The organism is Lysinibacillus sp. F12, from assembly GCF_057773605.1.
Genome location: NZ_JBYMLP010000003.1, coordinates 437,060 through 457,066 on the forward strand (window position 1 = coordinate 437,060; position 20,007 = coordinate 457,066).

Consider the following 20,007-nt stretch of genomic DNA (forward strand, 5'->3'; position numbering starts at 1 on the left):
TCCTTTCGTTCATGTATTTACTATACCCCAATAATTTATATATGAACATTTACATTTGTCATATATTTCATATCAAAAATGTCATAAGGCTGTCATATTCTTTTAGGGGCTTTGATAGACAAGAGATAAAGGAAACGCTATAGTATCAAAGGTAGCGTTTACATTCTAAAGAAATCAAGGCTTAACCTAATGACAAATGTCATGTTTACATAATGATTCATTAGTCTATATAATAAATTTTAATGAAGTAAAAGGATGTGTCGAAGTGGGACGAATTCATATAGTAACGGACTCAACTTGTGATTTAACTAAAGAAGAAGTAGCACAGCATGGCATACATATCGTGCCATTAACAATTCAAATTGATGGTGAAACATATATAGATGGTGTGGATTTAGAGCCACAACCTTTTTTAGGCTTAATGAAAAATGCTAAAAATTTGCCGAAAAGTTCGCAGCCTGCACCAGGGAAATTTAAGGAATTATATGATGAGTTAGGCAAAGATGGCGATCAAATTATATCCATCCATATGACAGGTGGTATGAGTGGCACGGTGGAGTCAGCACGACAAGCAGCTCAAATGACAGACGCCGATGTGACTGTGATTGACTCACGCTTTATTGCAATTGGTCTAGCTATCCAGCTACGTGAGGCTATAAAAATGCGCGATGCTGGAGCAACGGTTGAGGACATCGTGGCCCGTCTGGATAAAGTACGTGCAAACACACATTTGTATGTGATTGTGGATACCCTTGAGAATCTAATTAAAGGCGGTCGAATTGGTAAAGGAAAGGGCTTTATCGGCTCATTGCTGAACATCAAAGTTATTGCTAACCTAGAGGGTGGCGTTTACAATCCTGTTTCCAAGGTTCGTAGCCATAAACAGGTTGTGAATTACTTATTTAAACAATTCCAAGCAGATACGGCTGGGAAAACAGTTAAAACGGTCGGTATTTCTCATGCAGATGGCCTCATCACAATGGGTAATCCATTAAAAGAGTTAATCGAAGGAACTGGTTTTGATAAAGTTGAGATTGCCTTTACATCCCCAATTATTTCGACACATACTGGACCAGGTGCAATCGGATTTATTTATTTTGCAGAATAATAGTGAGGAGCTACTACATAAGTAAATGTAGTGGCTTTTTTTCATTTTTTACCTTTTAGCTGGATGCTTGTTCGGCATTTGGAAAAGAGGAAATTTGACAACAACACAAAATTATGGAGAACAGAGGGTAAGTCACTTTTCATTAGGGTATGAACTATTCTATAATAGAAGGTACAGAAAGGGATGGAAGGTGGTCAAATGGACATTTGGCGATTTATGTTGTCATGTTTGATCGTCTTAGTACTAAGTGGTTGTGCAATATCAATCGATGAGCCGAATCCGCAAGCAGAGCCTGACGGCGAGCAAGCAGAAACGGAGCAAGATATGACGCAGGATGAGCAACAAACAGTAGAAGAGGAAAAAACCTCCAAGAATATGCTGACGCAAATTTTTGAACATTTTTTTGAGCCATCAGCAGAGGATTTATCGCAAATTGATGAAGAAAATGCAAAGCAACTGCATTACTTGGCACTGGGAGATTCATTAACAGATGGTGTCGGTGATGAGTATAGTCAAGACGGTTATGTAGGAAGATTAGCAGATTCATTGCTTACGTGGCCTTCGATTTCCGAGGTGGATGTTGATAATCGTGGCAAACGGGGCAGACGTAGTGATCAGCTACTAAAATTAGTGAAAAAAGGGCATTATGATGAAGAGTTGCAGCAAGCGCAGCTCATTTCTTTAACAATGGGTGGCAATGATGTCATGAAAGTGGTTAAACAGGATTTGTTTAATCTGAAGCGTGACGCATTCGATAAAGAATTGCGGACCTATAAGCAGCGCTATAGCAAAATCGTTGAAGGAATTCGTGCAAAAAATCCGACAGTGCCTATCCTACTCATTGGATTCTACAATCCATTTTCGATTGTGACCAATGAGGCGAATGAATTCGATACAATTATCACAGAATGGAATAATGTGATTGAGGAAGTAGCGAGCGAAGATTCCAATGCATGCTACGTATCGGTGGAGGATTTATTTGATTCAAATGAAGAGCTCGTCTATCATACAGATTTTTTCCACCCCAATGCAAAGGGATATGAAAAAATGACAGAACGTATACTAGCAGCAATGGAGCAGTGTGGTATGGAAGAAAAGATTAACAAGGCAATAGGCTTCGAGGAGTGACAAAATGAATAAATGGAAAGTCGCGTTTTTCGCCTTAGCAGGCACAGTGCTTTTTGCAATCCTCCTCGTCGTTTTTTTAGCAACTAGACCAGTAGATGGAGTCGATGTTGCGAAGAGTTCAGCAGGTGAAAGTGAAAGCAAAGGGAATGTACTCGTGGTGCAAACCACAACAAAGGAATTAGAATCGATTTCCAAAAAATATTTAAAAGATGCAGCAAAAGGCTCGCCTTTACCACTTGATTTTACAATCGGCGATGATATTCAATTACGAAGCACACTTACCGTGTTTTATACGGAAATCCCGATTTCCATGAATTTTGATCCAATTGTGGATGACAAGGGCAATATTATTTTAAAGCAGACGGGAATGAATGTCGGGCTATTAAACATTCCGCCGGAGACGACCATGAAAATTATGCGGGATTCGGTGGAATTCCCTTCTTGGATTACCGTGAACCCCAATAAAGCAGAAATCTATATTGATTTATCGCGAATTAACATAGCATCAGGATCACGTGTCCGTGCTAAAGAATTAGACTTACCAAATGACAAAATTTTATTAGAAATTATTGTTCCTGGTGAATAAGGAGTGAAATGAATGGCAAAGCAATATGCAACATTTGCAGGAGGCTGTTTTTGGTGTATGGTCAAGCCATTTGACGAAACACCTGGCATTGAGTCGGTGCTATCAGGCTATACAGGTGGACATGTTGTCAATCCAACCTATGAGCAAGTGTGCTCAGAAACTACTGGACATGTAGAAGCCGTGCAAATCGTATACAATGATGATCTTTATAGCTATGAGCAACTACTATCCATCTATTGGACCTTAATAGACCCGACAGATGCAGGAGGCCAATTTTACGATCGTGGCGAATCCTACACAACAGCCATTTACTATCATAATGAAGAACAACGACAACTAGCAGAGCGTTCAAAGGCTGATTTAGAAGCCTCTGGAAAATTTGATAAACCGATCATGGTGAAAATCTTACCTGCTAGCACATTTTACCCGGCTGAGGACTATCACCAATATTATTATAAGAAAAATCCAATGCACTATGAACGCTATTCGGTTGGAAGTGGTCGCCGAGCGTTTCAAGAGCACCACTGGGGGAACAAACATGAATAAAGAACAACGTTTAAAAGAACTCACAGACATGCAATATTATGTGACACAGGAAAATGGGACAGAACCACCATTTCGTAATGAGTTTGATGAGCATTTTGAAGAGGGCATCTATGTAGATATCGTCTCTGGGAAACCACTATTCAGCTCATTGGATAAATACAACTCAGGCTGTGGCTGGCCAGCATTTACAAAGCCCATCCAAAAAGAAGAAGTAACTGAACACTTCGACACTTCCCACGGTATGCGTCGGGTAGAGGTACGCAGTAAAGAAGCAGACTCCCATCTAGGACATGTCTTCCCAGACGGCCCAAGTGAACTAGGAGGCTTACGCTACTGCATTAACTCAGCATCCCTACGTTTCGTAGCAAAAGAAGATTTAGAAAAAGAAGGCTACGGCCAATTCCTATCATTATTCAAATAAAATATCATCCTAGCAAGAGCGACCTTGCTAGGTTTTTTTGTGCATTAACTAAGTAGAGGATAGAATGTGTGAAGTGAGGATAGAACGAGCGGATAGCACCTCTGACCTTGGCTGATTCACACCTCGCCATATTGAAGCATCTCCTCCTCAAAAAATAAGAAGGAATCCTTTCATTGGAAGGATTCCCTCTTAAATTTACAATAACGTTTAGAAAAAACTTAAACTTTAAATGCTCCTACTAGATTTCGCAGGCTGTCAGCTTGTTGAGCAAGCTCAGTGGCAGCCGCGTTGATTTCCTGCATGGAAGCGGAGCCCTGTGTGGCAGCGGCGGCGGATGTTACGGTGTTAGCCGCGGACTGCTCAGCATAGGCATTGACGTGAATGAAGTCGCTCGCTACGGCATTGCTAAAGTCAAGTGTAGATGCAATTTTATCCACCATGGCTGCAATTATCGTTGTTGTTTCTTGTGTATGCGATAAAATGTTGGCCAAAGATTGATTGGTTTCATTGGTTACTTCTACGCCTCGAATGACCGTAGTGACTCCTTCATGGTTTTGAGCAATAATAGATGTAACTTCATCTTGAATAGATGTCACGATAGCAGTTACTTCCTTGGCAGCACTTTGGGATTGCTCAGCTAGTTTTCGAACTTCATCCGCTACCACGGCAAAACCTCGACCATGCTCGCCAGCTCGAGCCGCTTCAATCGCTGCATTTAAAGCTAGTAGATTTGTTTGCTCGGAAATGGCTGTAATGGTACCAATGATTGATGTAATGTCGGCAGATTTACGACCTAAAGCCTCGACCGTGGATGTTGTGGAAGCCATAGTTTCTTCGATTGATTGCATAACAAGCGAAGATTGCTCCACAGAAAGGCTTCCTTCATCGGCTGCTTGCTGCATGGCTATAGAGGCACGATGTACGGCACTGGCTTGTTCGTTCAATTGATGCATAGAGTGCTCTAAATCACTCATTTTTTGTTGTGCACTATTCATACTAGAAATGGTATTATCACTATCGCTTGCAATATCTGCAGTCGCATCCGCAATATCTTGAATGGTACGAGCATTTTCATCTGCTAGCGACATGAGCTCCTGACTACTGCTTGATACATGATCAGCCAGTTCACTTACACGTCGAATTAAATTGGAAATGGATTCAATCAACGTATTTGTGGAAGCAGCAATAATGGAAAATTCATCATGATTTCGCACTTTCACACGCCTCGTCAAATCGCCTCCTGCCTGAGCAATATCAAGGATGGAGTCATTAATCGCTTGTGTATTACGTTTCAAAGATTTAAAGAGCATAAAACCAAACATAACAATGGCTAAAAACCCTATAATAGATACGATAAAGAATGTAGTGATCGAAAGGTTTACTTGTTGATTAAGCTTGTCTAATTTAGCTTTATTCGATTCATCCATTACAATATTTATGGATTCAATATTATTATCAATATGGGTTTTCATTGTTTCCCCAGTAGCCCCCATCATAAGCTTACGGGCCTGCTCAAGACCAAGTTCATCACGCATAGTCATCACTTTTTTTGAATAATCCAAGTAATTTCTATAATACTGGTCAATGGCCTGTATATGACCAAGCTCAACTTCCCGATCCTGAAATTGTTCATTTAAAGCCGTTAATTTTTTATTAATAGTATCAATTTTCAAATGATATGAAGTAGAATAAATGCCATTACCTGTAATTAAGTAACTTTGTTCCAAATTCGTCAGCCTTGCAATCTCATACGCAAGTTGATTTACTGTTAACTGCTCTAAGACATTCTTCTTAGTGAAATCCTCCATCTCCTGCTGAAGCTTCTGTATATTGACATAAGACAATATACCCATTACACCATTAATTACAATAAGAAGTGCGAACATCATAAGCACTTTTCCTCTAATTAAATGGTAAAAACGTTGTCGTTTTACTCTATTAGGACGGGGATTGATCCCGTTTTTCTCTTGTATAGAAGCTTTCTTTCTCTTAAAAAAGCTAAAAGTGAAGAGAGTCGGGCGTTTTTTTGCTGCATCATGAATATTCTTAGTCTTTTTCATCGCATCACCTTCCTAATTTTTAGTAATCGATTTCCATTTTATCTTATTTTACTAGATATTTCTATTATTTTTTCTAAAAATTTAAATTTTTCTGATAGCTATAGCTGTGACAAAAGTCAGGATTGTCCAAGAAAATAGTGCTAAAACCTTGGATAGGTAATATATCTTAGTAGTGGAAATTATGACGAATAACGGTTTTTCTGATACACTATCGAAAAGTAAATGCAAGAAAAGGGGAAATTGTGTGATGAAAAAAAGTTTTTATTTATATGTCCTAACATTTCGGGGCGGCGACTGGTCAGACCCTAAGGTACGGTTTGCAGAGGAAATGTTTCATGAGCATAATTTTCCAAAGCAAAGCACAGACTTTAACGAACTATCCAACTACATTGAATCCTATGCTACAGAAAATTTAACAATTGAAGCTTTTGATCATTTGTGGGAATTATATGAGGGACAGGCATAATTGTACGAAAACTATAAATAATTTTTTAGTTGCTAGACGTCTAGCATTGCGTAAATGACAGAAACACAGTATTATTTATAGTGATAACTGACAGAAAAGAGGGATTGCAGTATGAGTGTTCATATTAATGCAAAAAAAGGTGAAATCGCTGACACAATTTTACTTCCAGGAGATCCACTTCGTGCAAAATACATCGCGGAAACATTTTTAGAGGATGTAACTTGCTACAACGAGGTACGTAATATGTTTGGTTATACGGGTACGTATAAAGGCAAACGTATTTCAGTACAAGGAACTGGTATGGGTGTGCCATCTATTTCAATCTATGCGACAGAATTAATGCAAGAATATGATGTTCAAAAATTAATCCGTGTAGGTACTTGTGGTGCAATTCAAAAAGATGTGAAAGTGCGTGACGTGATTTTAGCACAAGCAGCAACATCTGATACACGTATGAACCAAATCATTTGGGGTGGAGCTATCGACTTCGCACCAATCGCAGACTTTGACCTATTATTGAAAGCGTATAACGCAGGGAAAGATGCTGGACTTAACTTACAAGTAGGGAATATCTTCACAGCAGATTTATTCTACTCAGATGAGCATCAAAATGAAAAATTAGCACAATACGGTGTACTAGCTGTAGAAATGGAATCAGCAGCTCTTTACACATTAGCCGCTAAATTTGGCCGTAAAGCACTTTCTGTTCTAACAGTAAGTGACCACATCATTACAGGTGAAGTAACAACTTCAGAAGAACGTCAAACAACATTCAACGACATGATGGTTGTCGCATTAGAGGCAGCTATTCAAGACTAGTTGATAAAACAGCGTTTTCAACATGTATGAAATACCTTAATAAAAGCAACCGACCAAAAAACGACCATTTTTGTAAAATGGAGTTAAAGTAGTCGGTTGCTTTTTCTTTATCTTTCATAGTTAAGTGACTATAGTTAACTCCACTGTTCCTCTTTATCTTGTGCTACAATTTTTAATTAAATAACTTTTTCTTTAATCTCATCTGATATATATTTTATCTTCTCAAGTCTCTCAACTACGTAAACGTATTTTAGTTGAGTCGCTGTTGTGAATACACTCGGTAGGTCTTCATCTATACCATTGAATTTTTCGTATGCTAATGCAAGATTGTTATAGTCTTGTTGTACTTCGTTTGCTTTTCCTTCTGTTTTAGTAATTAAAGGATCGAAATCGCCATTCATTACTATTTGAATATATTCTTTTTCGTCTGCTGTAATTTCACGACTATAGGCTCCTACTATTTACACTCCTGTTTTTCTTCACCACATGCAGCTAAACAAGAGTGTAAAAGATGGGTGAAGGTTGTTCTTTGCGGGTTGAGACTAATCAATTGGATGGAATTTTTTTATGTTGCTATTTCAAAATTTAAGCTGGATGATAACAGGAATATAGAGGATGAGGTTAAGTTCGGAACCCGGATTAAGTATGGAAGTAATGAAAGAATTTCATCAAGTGCTGGGTGAGGCGATTGACCATCAAAAAGAAAGAGTAGCGTTGCCATAAGTAAAAATAAAAGGGCTAAAAAATAACTAAAGGTATAAAGAGTGCACTTCTTTATACCTTTAGTCCACAATAAGAGCCTGTTAAAAATAAGGCTCACACGTTTTTAAGCATAGATTTATAAAATTAAAGAATTTGCGTTAATTCTGAATTTACAAATCGTTGGGCATCGATAATTACACCTGAAGCTGTTCGACCGTACACACTGTATAATCCTCCAGTTTGATTAGGAACAATTTCAACCTCATATTGAGCAGAACCACTCACACTTGGAGTTACAAATGTAGAAGCGTTGGCATTAGCAGCAAAAGGAGTTGTTGATAATAACTGTCTCGTGCCGTTTAGTCTGAAAACCCTTACTACTCCTGTTAATAAACCTCCAGTAAGATTAAGAACTTTGATACGAACGCTAGAGGCATTAGCTGGTAGATTTCCTGTATTTTCAATTGGACCAGTAGTTAAAGGCATGTAATTTTCACCTCCTTTTAACTTAAGATTAATAATCTGCAGATTACATTTTCATAATATGCATTACGCTTCTACATTCTATAGACTTATTAATCAAGTTTCTTTAAAAACAAAGGTAAAGTGTGAATTGTTTAGTAGAAAATGTATTATTAGTGAATCTATAAACATAGGTGAATCCATATAAAAAGACAAAATACCCTAGTAGTTGCAAAATATAATATGGAGAGATCAAAAGAAAACGGACATATTGAGGAATAAACAAAATAGAGCGATTAAAATACATCGCTCTATAAGCCTATTATGTATGTATGCTTTAAAGAAATTACTGGCTTCTTTCGAGTTCGTCGATACGTTTTTCTAATTTTTTGATTTTAGAATCAGCTGAAATAGCAAAGACAAATGACAAACAAGCAAAAGAAAAAGCCATAAGTGCAAAAGAGTCCATTTAAATACCTCCTATTATAAAGAAAAAGTGTTGTAATTAATTTACGGATGCAAATGGAAAAGGTTTCAAATTTACGATTGAAAAAGAGAAAGCTTCAGCGTCTTCACACGCTACAGCTCGAATTGAGATACAAAGGTTACCACCATCAAAAAAATGCGAGCAGAAATGGTTATAGGGGCAAAAACAGCACAATACGGAATTGGGGTTACTTGACTAAAGGCAACTGGTGGCATAAGCAAACCACTTATGATGTGATGAATAAGATAGTGGTGAAATGGTAAATATCTTTTTGAAATACAGAAGCAATCCTACAAGTTCTGGGGCAATTAAAAAGAGACCACCTTTTTACTGGCGGTCTCCTTTAAAAGCAGTCGACTTTCGGTGACCAAAAGCGACCAACCTCTTATATTTAGTTAACGTAATAAAAAGGTAAACAATTTTAGTTGTATTTTAAATAGTGTAGAATGTTGTTAAATCAACATTCATGAAGTATCCTGTTCTTTAAAAAAGTACAAGTAATTCAACGACATGATGGTTGTCGCATTAGAGCCAGCTATTCAAGACTAATATCGTAATTTGTGAAGCAACCGACAAATGTTAGTCGGTTGTTTTTCTTTTTTTTCTTAGTGAAAATCCAAGGGCCACCTGGCTGTAAAGGACCCTTGGATGATTGACAAAAGAAGTTATAGTTATCTCTTATCACTAATGATTAGCAATCTTCTTTTTGCATGAATGTTGCGCCAACAATGATGAGTAGAATGAATAGAATCACGATTAAGACAAATGTTGAACTATTACCTTTGCCATGGTCCATGCAGTAGCCCATGTTATACTCATTACCATAACCGCTGTAACAGCAATTGTAATTACCTACACTACCATAATATCCTGCATTTCCTACGTTTCCGTAATATCCCATGAAAACCTCTCCTTTCTTCAATTTATAGTATGTAATTTGTCATTGAAGGGAGTGGGGTATTCGTCTAATGTCAGCTAAAAAAGAGTCACGGATAGATAAGGTCTATCCTGGATACATAAATAAACGCCAATGTACTCCAATTTGAGGTACTATAAAATTAGCAAAAGAAAAGGAGAAATAAAAAATGTTTACCTTTCATAAAAATGATAGGACATTCGTGGAAATCGAAAAGGATATTATGAACTCAAATCAGGAATATAATTTAATCGCCTATGATCAAAAGGTTCTTGGGAATGAGGATATTCTAGCTATACATGAAGAAACAGAAGAATTACAGGTTGAAAGATACTTGGTAAAAAAAGGGGATGACTTTCTAGCTATTTTGGATTATGGCATGTTAAGCCCTCGTCATCAAAAACCTTGGATCAGTCTATTGGCGGTCCATAAAAAATATCAAGGTTTAGGATATGCCAAAAAAATATACATGATGTACGAGGAATTAATGAGAAGTCAACGAGCAAACTGTATTCATATCGCAGTACATTCTACTAATAAAGGCGCTGTCAACTTCTGGACTTCGCTTGGTTTTATACAGTTTGACGAGAGAATTTACGAAGATAAAGTTATCCTAAGCTTTGAGAAGATTTTAATTTAAGCATTCTAACTGTACTCCTGTTTATTTTTAAAGAAGTAAAATATAAACAGGAGTGGTATATATTAAAATTTTTTGAATACACCGACGAGAAGTATAACCAGCCCAATGAGAAATAAAAAGGGGAACAAGATGACCATGAGTCCTACTGCTGCAAAACCGTCGCCTTCTTTTATGCCATACAAAATAGAAACCACCCAGGCAAACAGTGGTGCTATGACTACCATTAAAGTGATTCCCCAAATAATGAATGTTGTTTTCTTCGATTTACCGAGACATATAATGAAAACGATAGATACGATTAACACCAAAGCAATAACAACAACGCCAATCGCCAATTTCAACCCTCCTAATCTGTAGTTAAAGGCTGCCAATTCATTTGGGTGCTTTTATGCATCCCATAATAGTTCTACTACTTTATTGACATCATCCCATTCATAAACTAGCTCCTCTACTACTTTGCCCCCAATATTGATGTCTAGGCTTGTTAAAAGCTTTGCGCCAAAATGTTCGTAGAAATATTTTGATGTATTGTCAGCCAACACCTCTACATATATTTTGGAATAGTTTTTCTGCTGAAAGAAAAGAAATAGTTCTTTCAATAAAAGCTTACCTAGTCCGTTCCCTTGATAGGCTTCTAGGAGATAGAGTGTTTCTAAATAAATGGAATTGGGAATAGGTGCTGTTTCTCTTTGAGTCGCAGAAGAAAAGCCAATAATATCTCCGTCGTCATTTTCAGCTACAAGTATAAATTTAGTAAGATCTTCGAGATGACGTTCCCATAAAAGTGTTCGTTGTGTATAAGATAATTTTTCTAAAAATTCATCTGGAATTATATCTTTATAGGTTGTTCTCCAACTATCGACATGTACTGTCCCAATACCTGTAGCATCTTCGACGATTGCCTTTCTAATTTTCATCATGAACCCTCCCAACATCTATCTTTTAAGTAATATAACATACCATTATTTGGATGGATAATATAAAATAGGAGATACGTATCGTGCAAATTAGTGCAGAAACCTACAAACACCGCAATCATTCGTTATTTCTTGGTACAAGAATAAGAAACACATACATATCACTTATGAAATAGGAGGTTTACCATGAGTAGCAGCTATCAGGTAAGAGACAGCTATTTTATGATTGTTGATCCACTTTCAGTGATTATGATCGGCATGACTTTTTTATTTCTACTAATGTTTGTTTTAGTGTTGTGGAAAAAAAGAAACAACGTATAACATGCCTCGACTATATCCTTATTAAGGGAGTAGGGATAATTCATCCATCCCAACGCTTTTATGAAATAAAACAAGGTCTATCTGTATAACCATAATAGAAAGGTAGAGTGCATTGGAAATTATTCAACCTTATCCTATTCAACCCGCAGTGAAAGTATTATTATCCTATGCCACATCCAAAGCAAAGGTGGATCAGGCATATGATTTGTATGTACATTCCCTGGCATGGAAATTTATATGGCTATTACATGGATCAAGAACTTGTTGGCTGTATAGGAATTGAAATAGGTGATGCACATCCGTGTGTCATTAAACATATAGCCGTATCGCCAGCGCATCGTGGGAAAGGAATTGGGCGTAGGATGGTTCAGTCTATTCACCATCATCATTCATTTTCTTCCATTTATGCCGAAACGGATAGAGATGCTGTGATTTTTTATAAAAAGATAGGATTTCACATGACAAGTTTAGGAGAAAAATACCCAGGTGTGGAGCGGTTTGCCTGCCTATTAACGGGTCCTACATTGTAGCATACAGCTTTCAATTAAATACGTCATAAATTATCCATCTACATAGGGAAGAAAGGAGCGGCATCTATTAAAAAGATTTTCGGAGTGTTAGTAATTGGTCCCTTTACCTTATCCATAAGAGAGAACAATGTGAAACGTCATCGTTATGGGGAAATTTATGGTGCGGTAGTGAACAGTTATTTAAAAAAAATTTAATTAAATTAGGAGAAAATGGATGAATACAAATTTAGATAACATCATACTGGACATTCAACAGAAGATTAATTTTTCAGGTACCGTGCTTGTAGAGAATCCAAAGCAGGGTATCGTAGTCAACCAAAGTTTTGGGTATGCAAATCGTTCTGAGGAAATCAAAAATCATGCAAAAACTCGTTTTGGTATTGCCTCTGGCTGTAAGATTTTTACTGCAATAGCTATTTGTCAGCTAATAGAACAAGAAGAACTTTCTTTTGACACTAAACTATGTGAATGTCTCAATCAGTCATTTCCACATTTTGATAAGGAAATAACGATTAATCATTTACTGACGCATACATCAGGGATATCAGATTATTTTGATGAGGAGGAAATGGATGATTTTGAAGAGTTGTGGATTGAAAATCCAATGTATCAGCTTCGAACATTGAGTGATTTTTTACCTTTATTCCAAAATCGTCCTATGAAATATCAAGTAGGTGCTAGATTTCACTACAATAATGCAGGTTATATTTTATTAGGATTAATTGTTGAGCATATATCAGGTATGGTCTTTTCAGATTACATTCAACAATTTATTTTTGATCGTGTAAAGATGACGGAATCTGGCTATTTCTCATTGGACGCTCTACCTTCTAACACGGCCTTAGGCTATATCGACAATGCAGATGGTACATGGAAAACAAATATCTACTCATTACCTGTCAAAGGTGGTTCTGATGGGGGAGCATTTGTCACAGTAGGTGATATGGCGAAGTTATGGGATGCTCTGATGAACTTTGAACTACTAAATGAAGCTTTAACGAAGCAACTTCTATTAGCACATGTAGAAATGAGTGAAAGTAGTGGTTATGGACATGGCATCTGGATTAAGAAAAATAGTCATCAATCTATTTTGAAATATCATGTTATGGGGTACGATCCTGGAGTATGCTTCCACTCGGCATATTATCCAGAATCCTCTTTCAAGGTAGTGATCTGTTCCAATCAATCAAATGGAGCAATCGATATGATGAGAGGGATAGAAGAGGGGTTATTTTTAATTTAAGAACTTTGAATTGTACGTAGTCCCTAACAAATTTAAGGGGAAAACCGATTTTGTTTTTTTAGTTTTTTCTGCTTATATGTAATATAAGAGGTTTTCAAGGAAGCATAACTACCAATAGCTGCATAGCCATAAAACCAGCCCATAAACAAGCCAGCTAACAGGTGGTGGCGATGGCTGATGAAGACGGAAATGAGTAAGCCGATAACTAAAGCGATGAAGGGAACCCAAAAAGGTTTAATATGGCATAGCTTTTTCATCAACTGTGTTAGCATCATCACCACTGGAACAGCGATGACGGCATCCCAAAAGTTCGTATGTATTAGTGGGAAATGTTCCATTTATTTTTCACCTCGATTAGAACTATTTACAACTATTATTTGCTGTGAAAATTATTTTATACTCAAAAATTAAGAGCATTTTCTAGGAGGTAACAAATGAAATTTGTCCTTATATTTGGTCCTCAAGCTGTTGGGAAAATGACAGTTGGGCAGGAATTAGCCAAAATAACTAATTTAAAGCTATTTCATAATCATATGACAATTGATTTAGTTAGTCATTTATTTGACTACGGTACGAAAGAGGGGAAGAGATTAGTCAATTTATTTCGACAGGAGATTTTCAAAGAAGTTTCAGCTAGTCATTTATATGGATTAATTTTCACATTTGTTTGGGCGTTCGATGTTCAAGACGATTGGGATTATGTAAAGGGGGTTACTGAGCTTTTTGAATCCAAAGGGGGCAAGGTATACTATGTAGAGCTTGAGGCTGCTTTAGAAGAAAGACTGCATCGCAATAAAGGCTCGAATAGACTGAAGCATAAGCCTTCAAAAAGGGACCTTATTTGGTCTGAAAATGACTTGTTAACCTCAATAGAGAAAAACAGATTGAACTCTTTAGAGGACGAAATCCAATTCTCAAACTATATAAAGATAGACAGCACAAATTTAAGTGCGGAAGATGTAGCAAAAATAGTCCAAGAGCAATTTCACTTATAAAAAAAAACGCTTGGCTCCCAAGCGTTTTTTATTCAGGAGAACCCTGTCTTTTAACTTTAATGATTTCTGAAAACGTTTTGCGTCCTGGATTTATTTGCTGAACATCAATAGATATTTTACGAATAGAGTTCTCTTGTAAAGGGATTTTTCCTTCTTTTTCTATTTTTCTCCATGCTTTGACGTTATCTCGATAGAGTACCTCTGATAATCGAAAAATATCTACATCTAATTTTAATCCCTCCGTATAGGTTTCTCTGATTTCCTTTTTCACTTCCTGAATAATTTGTTTTTTCAATTCCTTTTCGCTGACTTTCCCTTTAAAGCCTTGGACGGTTGCATGAAGTTTTAATTCCACATCAAAATAAACATCCTCTTTATTTACAATAGGTATTTTTTCTACTTGTAATTTATTAATACTAACGGTCAACTCCTCGTTACCGTCAGTTCTTAATTTAAAGGTGATTTCACCTCGGTTTGTGTAATTATGCATCCATTGATTACCTCTAGCAGCCTCATCCTTCAAAAAACCTTTTACGCCGTCTTTCGACAAAATACCGACACCTGAAAAATACGTTTCTTCTACCTTTTCATCGACCGTTTGCCAATCTTTTTTGATGGAGACATAAGGTACAGTCACTTCGTGGTTTGGCTCATTTAACCCAATAACGATTTCTCGTAAATTTTTTGGTTCAATAAACGTTTCTTGTTCTGTTGGGTTGATTGGGTTACTTAGTTTTGAAGAAGACAGTGAATTTTTTAATATTGGTGAGACAAGGAGGACATCGTTCACTGATTCCTTTGTACAATACATCCAAATTTGATATCTTGTATCTCGAAAGCGAATAAACGTATCAATAACTGGGATAAACCGCTCATTTTCCATGGCTCTCTCTGAGAAGATAATATATCTCATATGCCCCCAAAAAATTTGCTGGTCAGACGATCGGTACAATTTGTAGATAGCTTCTTCTATGGTTTTTCCCTTGGCATGACCAATTTCAGCAGGTTCAGTATTTGACCTGGGTTGAATGGATTTAGCGACATCTGCAAAATTAATAATTTGTAAATAGACCTCATATTCATCATTAACGTAATCAACACCGACTGCATTGATATAGTACATTCTTTGTGGCTCTGTAATATCCCAGCAACCTGCGAGCAGGGTTGTAAGAAAAATCATCACTATAAATTTGAAGGTTGTTTTCATGGTTTCTCCACTCTCAAGTAGCTATTTTATAATAATAGCTTGGACAAAAGGTGGTGTTTTTATAAAAAAAAGTAGGGTAATTCAATATGTTTTAATTGTCTATTAAACCTTGGGGTAAAATAAATCGAAGAAGATGAAAAAAATATTTTTTTATTTGTAACTTTTTTAAACGATATACGCCTAATTCATTAGTAGAATACAAAAAACTAAAGCAAGGTAGTAAAATTCACTTTTCACAAGATGACCAGGGCTCACTGACGAGCACCTGGTCATTTTGTGTTTATAGAAAAAAGGACATGAGCTCTTTTCATGTCCTCAATCCTTTAATCGTTAAGCATTGCTTTTAATGTTCGTTTTTGCCAGCCTAGCTTGAAGTAGGTATATTGCATAATGAAATGTACACAGAAGGTAATTGGGTAGGCGAGCCATACACCATTTAAGTCTAATGAAGTGTGGTGGGATAATAGGAACGCTAACGGTACCTGAACTACCCAAATAGTAATAACTAAGAAAATTGTAGGCCATAAAACGACGCCTGTTGCACGCATCGTAGCTGAAACCGTTTGTGTATGACCGAAAATTAAATAACTCCAAAAGGCGATATATAAATAATTTTTGGCAATGAGTACAGTATCATGTGAATCGATAAAAAAGGCCAAAATTGGCTCAGCAAATAGATACATGATAAGTATAATCGCACCACCTAAAAGATAGTTAATACGAACACCCATTTGGCGAATTTTTTTAATCATTTCTGTAGAATTCGCTCCTAATGCTTGAGCGACAAATACAGATGTGGCAATAGCAATACTCATCGCAGGTACCTGTGCATAACTAGCCACCTGATTCACAACACCATAAGCTGCAGTTGCATTGGAGCCATAAACGTTAACAAAGCCTATGACAGCTATTTCTGCCACAGATATAGCAACCATACTAATACTAGATGGAATCGCTAGCTTTAATAATGAAGCTAAAATATCTTTCTTTAATTTAAAATGCTGTAAAATAGATTTGTCTAAACGGAGTAAATGCTTGGTTTTATGCAAATATGCCAGTAACAGAATCATTGTTACTAGGTTTGATAGCACAGACGCATAAGCAGCGCCATTTAAGCCAAATGCAGGCAGGCCAAACCAACCGAAAAGTAATGGAGGAAGGAAGGCGATATTTAACACAACACTGATTACTAAAAATAGGAATGGTGTTTTCGAATCACCAACTCCACGCATAAAGGTTGTATACACCATATACCAGAACATAATTGGTAACGTGAAGAATAAAATTTGGGCATAGCTAATACTCATATCTAATATATTAGCCGGTGTTTGCATAAAACGTAAAATCCATTCAATAAAAAAGCCACCAAAGATTGCCACAACAATGGATAAAATCGTTGTGAAGGCGAGCGTTACACCAACAACCTCCTTCATCCTAGCATGATTACCAGCCCCGAAGGTTTGCCCCACTAAGATGGAGCTACCTGATCCAATACCAATGGCAAATGCCATTAAAAAGAAGAAAAATGGAAAAAAGGCTGAAATCGCTGCTAATGCATCGACACCCAAATTACGCCCCACTAAAAACATGGCAAAAACCTGCCCAACGGATTGTAGGACATTTGCCAACATAACCGGAATTAAAAAATTTAAAAAGGCCTTCCGAAGCTTTTGATCGTCTTGTAACATTTGTGCATTCATCATTATGTTCCTCTTGAGTTTTAATAACCCATTTCTTTTAAGATTCGTGACAATGTGCGTAGTCGTTCACCGATTAACTCACCATCATTATTTAACGCTTGCTGAAAGAGCTGAATATCTTCATGGATTTGCTCATTTTCTGTACAAACCTCCACAGTCATGGCATCGCCCTGTAAGCCTACACGCTTAATCACGGGGTTTTCTTCATCATATAAATGCTCATAGCGATAGGCCTCTTTAAAATGAAGTTGCGCCTCACAGACTAAAATAGCAAGGTCAAGCACACGATGTAGGGGAAGCTCTTCTGATTGACGAGACCATTTGCCACCTGTATGACGCCAAACCTTTGCTGAAATATCCACCTTGCCTCTGTCATTCCACTGAGCTAAGCCGAGAGAAAGCCCTTGAGCATCAGTTTGATAGGCTGTACGTCCATCGATATTGGCATAGTTTTCGGCAACAATTACGGGTTTATGTTTTAAATGTGTGGGGATGTTCATGAAAAAAACTCCTTATCATTTGGATTTAGTAATTTACTAAATTACTGCTTTAGTAAATTTAGCATTAGCGACTTCATAAGTCAATCTTTAGTGGAAATAAACTTTATTGCATTGGCTAGCGACAAATTGACGGTGATGAAGCTAATTGTGATTCTACGTTTTCCCTTCTTTTTTGAATCATATGGAGATGGACGATTTATGCTGCTAGGCATTAGTAAATAGAATGATAACGAAGTATTTATAAAGGGAAGGAGTATGTACAAGTGTAGGTGTAGGGAAATACATATTTTAAAAAGTATGCTGAATGTTCTGGACTATGTCTTGTGGATTATAGCAAACTTCAATTTCGTCGGTCTTCTTCACTTGTGTTCGGGGGAAGCATTTAGATGATAATCAAAAAGTTCTTAATAGAATGTTTAGATAAGCTGTAACTTTTTCAGGATGAAAACAACTACTGTAATAGTAGGATACAAAACTAAAGCAAAGTAGTAAGCTTCACTTTTTCACAAAAGGACCAGGCTTCCCAACATAGTGGGTATCCTGGTCCTTTTATGTTGAGAGAAAATTGCCTGTAATTTGGTTGAATTTCATGGTAGTATGGAATAAAAATTTAGGAATTTCTTACAAAAATATAGATGGGACTATTTTTTACTATAAAGGGGGGAATGAGATTGGAAGTAGTATACTTTGCAGGTGGTTGCTTATGGGGAGTTCAAGCTTTTATAAAAACGTTACCAGGCGTTGTGTTTACAGAGGCAGGAAGAGCCAATGGAACAAGTTTTACACTTGAGAGTGATTACGATGGGTATGCCGAATGTGTAAAAACAGGATTTGATCCGTCCGTTGTATCCATCAGGGAATTAATGGGGTATTTTTTTGAAATGATTGATCCTTACAGTTTGAATAAACAAGGACAGGATGTAGGCGAGAAATACAGAACTGGCGTTTATAGTGAAAATCCGGAACACTTACTTGAGGCACAGGCGTTTCTTTGTAAGAGAAATGATTATGATTTGATTGTTGTTGAAGTATTACCTCTGACAAATTATGTAAGAAGCGCAGAGGAACATCAAGATAGGTTAGCGAGATGTCCAAACGATTATTGTCATATTCCAGTAGAACTATTAAATAAGTATCAGTAAGAGAGATTATTATTTTAGGAGGAAATAATTGACAACCACTTATGTGAATTGGGGAGAATCCATCGTTAAATTAACTTGGGAAAAAAATAACTTATTGCCCCCACATCATCTAATAACAAGTGTTCACGGCTTTTGTTTTCAAGGGGATCAATTAGTATTGGTGGATGTAAATCATCGAGGATGGGATTTTCCAGGAGGACATATTGAACCGGGTGAAAGCCCAGAGGATTGCTTAAAACGGGAAGCACTGGAAGAGGGCTATGTGGAAGGGGAATGTAAGTTGATAGGGCATATTATCGTTGACCATAGTGAAAATCCATTATGGACAAAAAATAGTCCCTACCCTAAAATTGGCTATCAACTATTCTACAAAATGACGATAACAAATCTGCTCCCATTTGAGGGAGAATTTGAATCTGCTCAACGTATGTTTATAAATCCGAATGATATTGCTTTTTATTATCACAAATGGAATATTCTTTATAAGGAAATATTGGATTGTGCACTACAGCAAAGACCTTCAAAACAGTAAGGTTTTTTCATTTTCAGCAGAGTTAATAGTAGACCATACACGGCTCTTCTAAATGTTTAAAATGAAACAGACGTGCCCAGTTGGAGATAAACGTATACAGTGTTTTCATGAAAAATGAAAACTTTACCAATAATTTTCGTAAATTGAAAAGAGAGGGGGGTTTTTTAATGAACCGAAAATATTTTATTATGATGGTTATTGCATTTATGATAGAATTCGTCCTAACTTATTGGATTGCCTCCGTATTTTCTGTCAGATTTATTGAGGTTATGTTTTTCACAGGGGCTGCCTTTACATTAGGAACGCTCTACTTTACAAGTAGTGGAGGAGCTATGTCAAGGTTTTTTGCAGCACAATCTGGAGCCATAACAGGCATCATCCAGGAGCGAGATCGATTTCAGTTTAAAGCAGGTCCTGTATTTATAGCATCACTACTATTCGTACTGATAGGTTTGGTATTCTTTATCTTACTTGTTACAGGCATCATACCACCGCAGAAGATATAGTATTTATGGGAAATCAAGATAGTCTCTAGACTGTCTTGTTTTTTTTAGGGCAAAATGGGTTGTTCAGATTCTG

General features: G+C 36.9%; 25 protein-coding genes. 15 read left to right on the forward strand and 10 right to left on the reverse strand.

The features are described from left to right. Positions 1–265: 265 nt before the first annotated feature. From AC3CH7_RS16170 to msrB, 5 genes are all read left to right on the forward strand, one after another. Positions 266–1,108 (forward strand): DegV family protein, encoded by an 843-nt coding sequence (locus AC3CH7_RS16170; RefSeq protein ID WP_031418146.1) that lies wholly within the window; start codon positions 266–268, stop codon positions 1,106–1,108. Positions 1,109–1,306: 198 nt separating this feature from the next. Then, positions 1,307–2,236 carry a GDSL-type esterase/lipase family protein gene (locus tag AC3CH7_RS16175; protein ID WP_227256843.1) on the forward strand — a complete coding sequence of 310 codons (930 nt, stop codon included), beginning with the start codon at positions 1,307–1,309 and terminating at the stop codon, positions 2,234–2,236. Between the two features lie 4 nt (positions 2,237–2,240). Further along, positions 2,241–2,822: a YpmS family protein gene (locus tag AC3CH7_RS16180; protein ID WP_012294355.1), complete on the forward strand. Its 582-nt coding sequence runs from the start codon at positions 2,241–2,243 to the stop codon at positions 2,820–2,822. A 12-nt stretch (positions 2,823–2,834) separates the two neighbouring features. Continuing rightward, positions 2,835–3,368 (forward strand): peptide-methionine (S)-S-oxide reductase MsrA, encoded by a 534-nt coding sequence (gene msrA, locus AC3CH7_RS16185; RefSeq protein WP_031418147.1) that lies wholly within the window; start codon positions 2,835–2,837, stop codon positions 3,366–3,368. After that, positions 3,361–3,789, forward strand: a complete 429-nt coding sequence (gene msrB / locus AC3CH7_RS16190) for a peptide-methionine (R)-S-oxide reductase MsrB (protein ID WP_012294357.1) — start codon at positions 3,361–3,363, stop codon at positions 3,787–3,789. Before msrA ends, msrB begins: the two co-directional genes overlap by 8 nt. 218 nt (positions 3,790–4,007) lie before the next feature. Here the strand turns inward: msrB and AC3CH7_RS16195 are convergent, their stop codons facing one another. Next, on the reverse strand, positions 4,008–5,849 hold the full coding sequence (locus AC3CH7_RS16195; protein ID WP_031418148.1) for a methyl-accepting chemotaxis protein: 1,842 nt from the start codon (positions 5,847–5,849) through the stop codon (positions 4,008–4,010). A 247-nt stretch (positions 5,850–6,096) separates the two neighbouring features. Between AC3CH7_RS16195 and AC3CH7_RS16200 the strand changes: the two genes are divergently transcribed. After that, entirely contained in the window at positions 6,097–6,315 is a 219-nt protein-coding gene (locus AC3CH7_RS16200; RefSeq protein ID WP_031418149.1) for a YozE family protein, read from the forward strand. A 111-nt stretch (positions 6,316–6,426) separates the two neighbouring features. Beyond that, a complete protein-coding gene (deoD, locus tag AC3CH7_RS16205; RefSeq protein WP_031418150.1) occupies positions 6,427–7,134 on the forward strand; it encodes a purine-nucleoside phosphorylase in 708 nt (235 codons plus the stop codon). 846 nt (positions 7,135–7,980) lie between these two features. Here deoD and AC3CH7_RS16210 read toward each other — a convergent pair. The 3 genes from AC3CH7_RS16210 to AC3CH7_RS16220 form a co-directional block, all read right to left on the reverse strand. Continuing rightward, on the reverse strand, positions 7,981–8,322 hold the full coding sequence (locus AC3CH7_RS16210) for a hypothetical protein (RefSeq protein WP_031418152.1): 342 nt from the start codon (positions 8,320–8,322) through the stop codon (positions 7,981–7,983). A 322-nt stretch (positions 8,323–8,644) separates the two neighbouring features. Beyond that, positions 8,645–8,767: a hypothetical protein gene (locus AC3CH7_RS16215; RefSeq protein WP_257216131.1), complete on the reverse strand. Its 123-nt coding sequence runs from the start codon at positions 8,765–8,767 to the stop codon at positions 8,645–8,647. A gap of 709 nt (positions 8,768–9,476) precedes the next feature. Next, positions 9,477–9,686, reverse strand: coding sequence for a YjcZ family sporulation protein (locus tag AC3CH7_RS16220; protein ID WP_031418153.1), 210 nt, complete (start codon positions 9,684–9,686; stop codon positions 9,477–9,479). Between the two features lie 184 nt (positions 9,687–9,870). On the opposite strand from AC3CH7_RS16220, the gene AC3CH7_RS16225 reads away from it, so the two are divergent. Continuing rightward, complete coding sequence (locus AC3CH7_RS16225) at positions 9,871–10,341, forward strand: GNAT family N-acetyltransferase (protein ID WP_036161589.1); 471 nt, start codon at positions 9,871–9,873, stop codon at positions 10,339–10,341. A gap of 62 nt (positions 10,342–10,403) precedes the next feature. On the opposite strand, the gene AC3CH7_RS16230 is transcribed toward AC3CH7_RS16225, so the two are convergent. Together AC3CH7_RS16230 and AC3CH7_RS16235 are read right to left on the reverse strand one after the other, a co-directional pair. Beyond that, positions 10,404–10,676, reverse strand: coding sequence for a hypothetical protein (locus AC3CH7_RS16230; RefSeq protein ID WP_036168217.1), 273 nt, complete (start codon positions 10,674–10,676; stop codon positions 10,404–10,406). Between the two features lie 51 nt (positions 10,677–10,727). Continuing rightward, entirely contained in the window at positions 10,728–11,258 is a 531-nt protein-coding gene (locus AC3CH7_RS16235) for a GNAT family N-acetyltransferase (RefSeq protein WP_036216087.1), read from the reverse strand. A 186-nt stretch (positions 11,259–11,444) separates the two neighbouring features. Here AC3CH7_RS16235 and AC3CH7_RS16240 point away from each other — a divergent pair, with 186 nt between their 5' ends. The 3 genes from AC3CH7_RS16240 to AC3CH7_RS16250 all read left to right on the forward strand — a co-directional run bounded on the left by AC3CH7_RS16240 (position 11,445) and on the right by AC3CH7_RS16250 (position 13,352). Next, on the forward strand, positions 11,445–11,579 hold the full coding sequence (locus AC3CH7_RS16240; protein WP_257216129.1) for a hypothetical protein: 135 nt from the start codon (positions 11,445–11,447) through the stop codon (positions 11,577–11,579). Between the two features lie 200 nt (positions 11,580–11,779). Further along, on the forward strand, positions 11,780–12,109 hold the full coding sequence (locus tag AC3CH7_RS16245; RefSeq protein ID WP_230584403.1) for a GNAT family N-acetyltransferase: 330 nt from the start codon (positions 11,780–11,782) through the stop codon (positions 12,107–12,109). Between the two features lie 214 nt (positions 12,110–12,323). Continuing rightward, positions 12,324–13,352, forward strand: a complete 1,029-nt coding sequence (locus AC3CH7_RS16250; protein ID WP_012294371.1) for a serine hydrolase domain-containing protein — start codon at positions 12,324–12,326, stop codon at positions 13,350–13,352. A gap of 32 nt (positions 13,353–13,384) precedes the next feature. Here the strand turns inward: AC3CH7_RS16250 and AC3CH7_RS16255 are convergent, their stop codons facing one another. Next, positions 13,385–13,690 (reverse strand): hypothetical protein, encoded by a 306-nt coding sequence (locus AC3CH7_RS16255; RefSeq protein ID WP_012294372.1) that lies wholly within the window; start codon positions 13,688–13,690, stop codon positions 13,385–13,387. A gap of 96 nt (positions 13,691–13,786) precedes the next feature. Between AC3CH7_RS16255 and AC3CH7_RS16260 the strand changes: the two genes are divergently transcribed. Next, positions 13,787–14,347 carry an AAA family ATPase gene (locus AC3CH7_RS16260; protein WP_488381644.1) on the forward strand — a complete coding sequence of 187 codons (561 nt, stop codon included), beginning with the start codon at positions 13,787–13,789 and terminating at the stop codon, positions 14,345–14,347. 28 nt (positions 14,348–14,375) lie between these two features. On the opposite strand, the gene AC3CH7_RS16265 is transcribed toward AC3CH7_RS16260, so the two are convergent. From AC3CH7_RS16265 to AC3CH7_RS16275, 3 genes are all read right to left on the reverse strand, one after another. Then, a complete protein-coding gene (locus AC3CH7_RS16265) occupies positions 14,376–15,554 on the reverse strand; it encodes a Ger(x)C family spore germination protein (protein ID WP_012294374.1) in 1,179 nt (392 codons plus the stop codon). 323 nt (positions 15,555–15,877) lie between these two features. Next, positions 15,878–17,257 carry an MATE family efflux transporter gene (locus AC3CH7_RS16270; protein ID WP_012294375.1) on the reverse strand — a complete coding sequence of 460 codons (1,380 nt, stop codon included), beginning with the start codon at positions 17,255–17,257 and terminating at the stop codon, positions 15,878–15,880. Positions 17,258–17,274: 17 nt separating this feature from the next. Continuing rightward, positions 17,275–17,754, reverse strand: coding sequence for a DUF6530 family protein (locus tag AC3CH7_RS16275; RefSeq protein ID WP_012294376.1), 480 nt, complete (start codon positions 17,752–17,754; stop codon positions 17,275–17,277). A gap of 671 nt (positions 17,755–18,425) precedes the next feature. Here AC3CH7_RS16275 and AC3CH7_RS16280 point away from each other — a divergent pair. The 3 genes from AC3CH7_RS16280 (at position 18,426) to AC3CH7_RS16290 (ending at position 19,934) form a co-directional block, all read left to right on the forward strand. Continuing rightward, entirely contained in the window at positions 18,426–18,896 is a 471-nt protein-coding gene (locus AC3CH7_RS16280) for a peptide-methionine (S)-S-oxide reductase (protein ID WP_036161596.1), read from the forward strand. Between the two features lie 28 nt (positions 18,897–18,924). Then, positions 18,925–19,428 (forward strand): NUDIX hydrolase, encoded by a 504-nt coding sequence (locus tag AC3CH7_RS16285; protein WP_198695970.1) that lies wholly within the window; start codon positions 18,925–18,927, stop codon positions 19,426–19,428. Positions 19,429–19,595: 167 nt separating this feature from the next. Then, positions 19,596–19,934: a hypothetical protein gene (locus AC3CH7_RS16290; protein WP_036161603.1), complete on the forward strand. Its 339-nt coding sequence runs from the start codon at positions 19,596–19,598 to the stop codon at positions 19,932–19,934. Positions 19,935–20,007 lie beyond the last annotated feature (73 nt).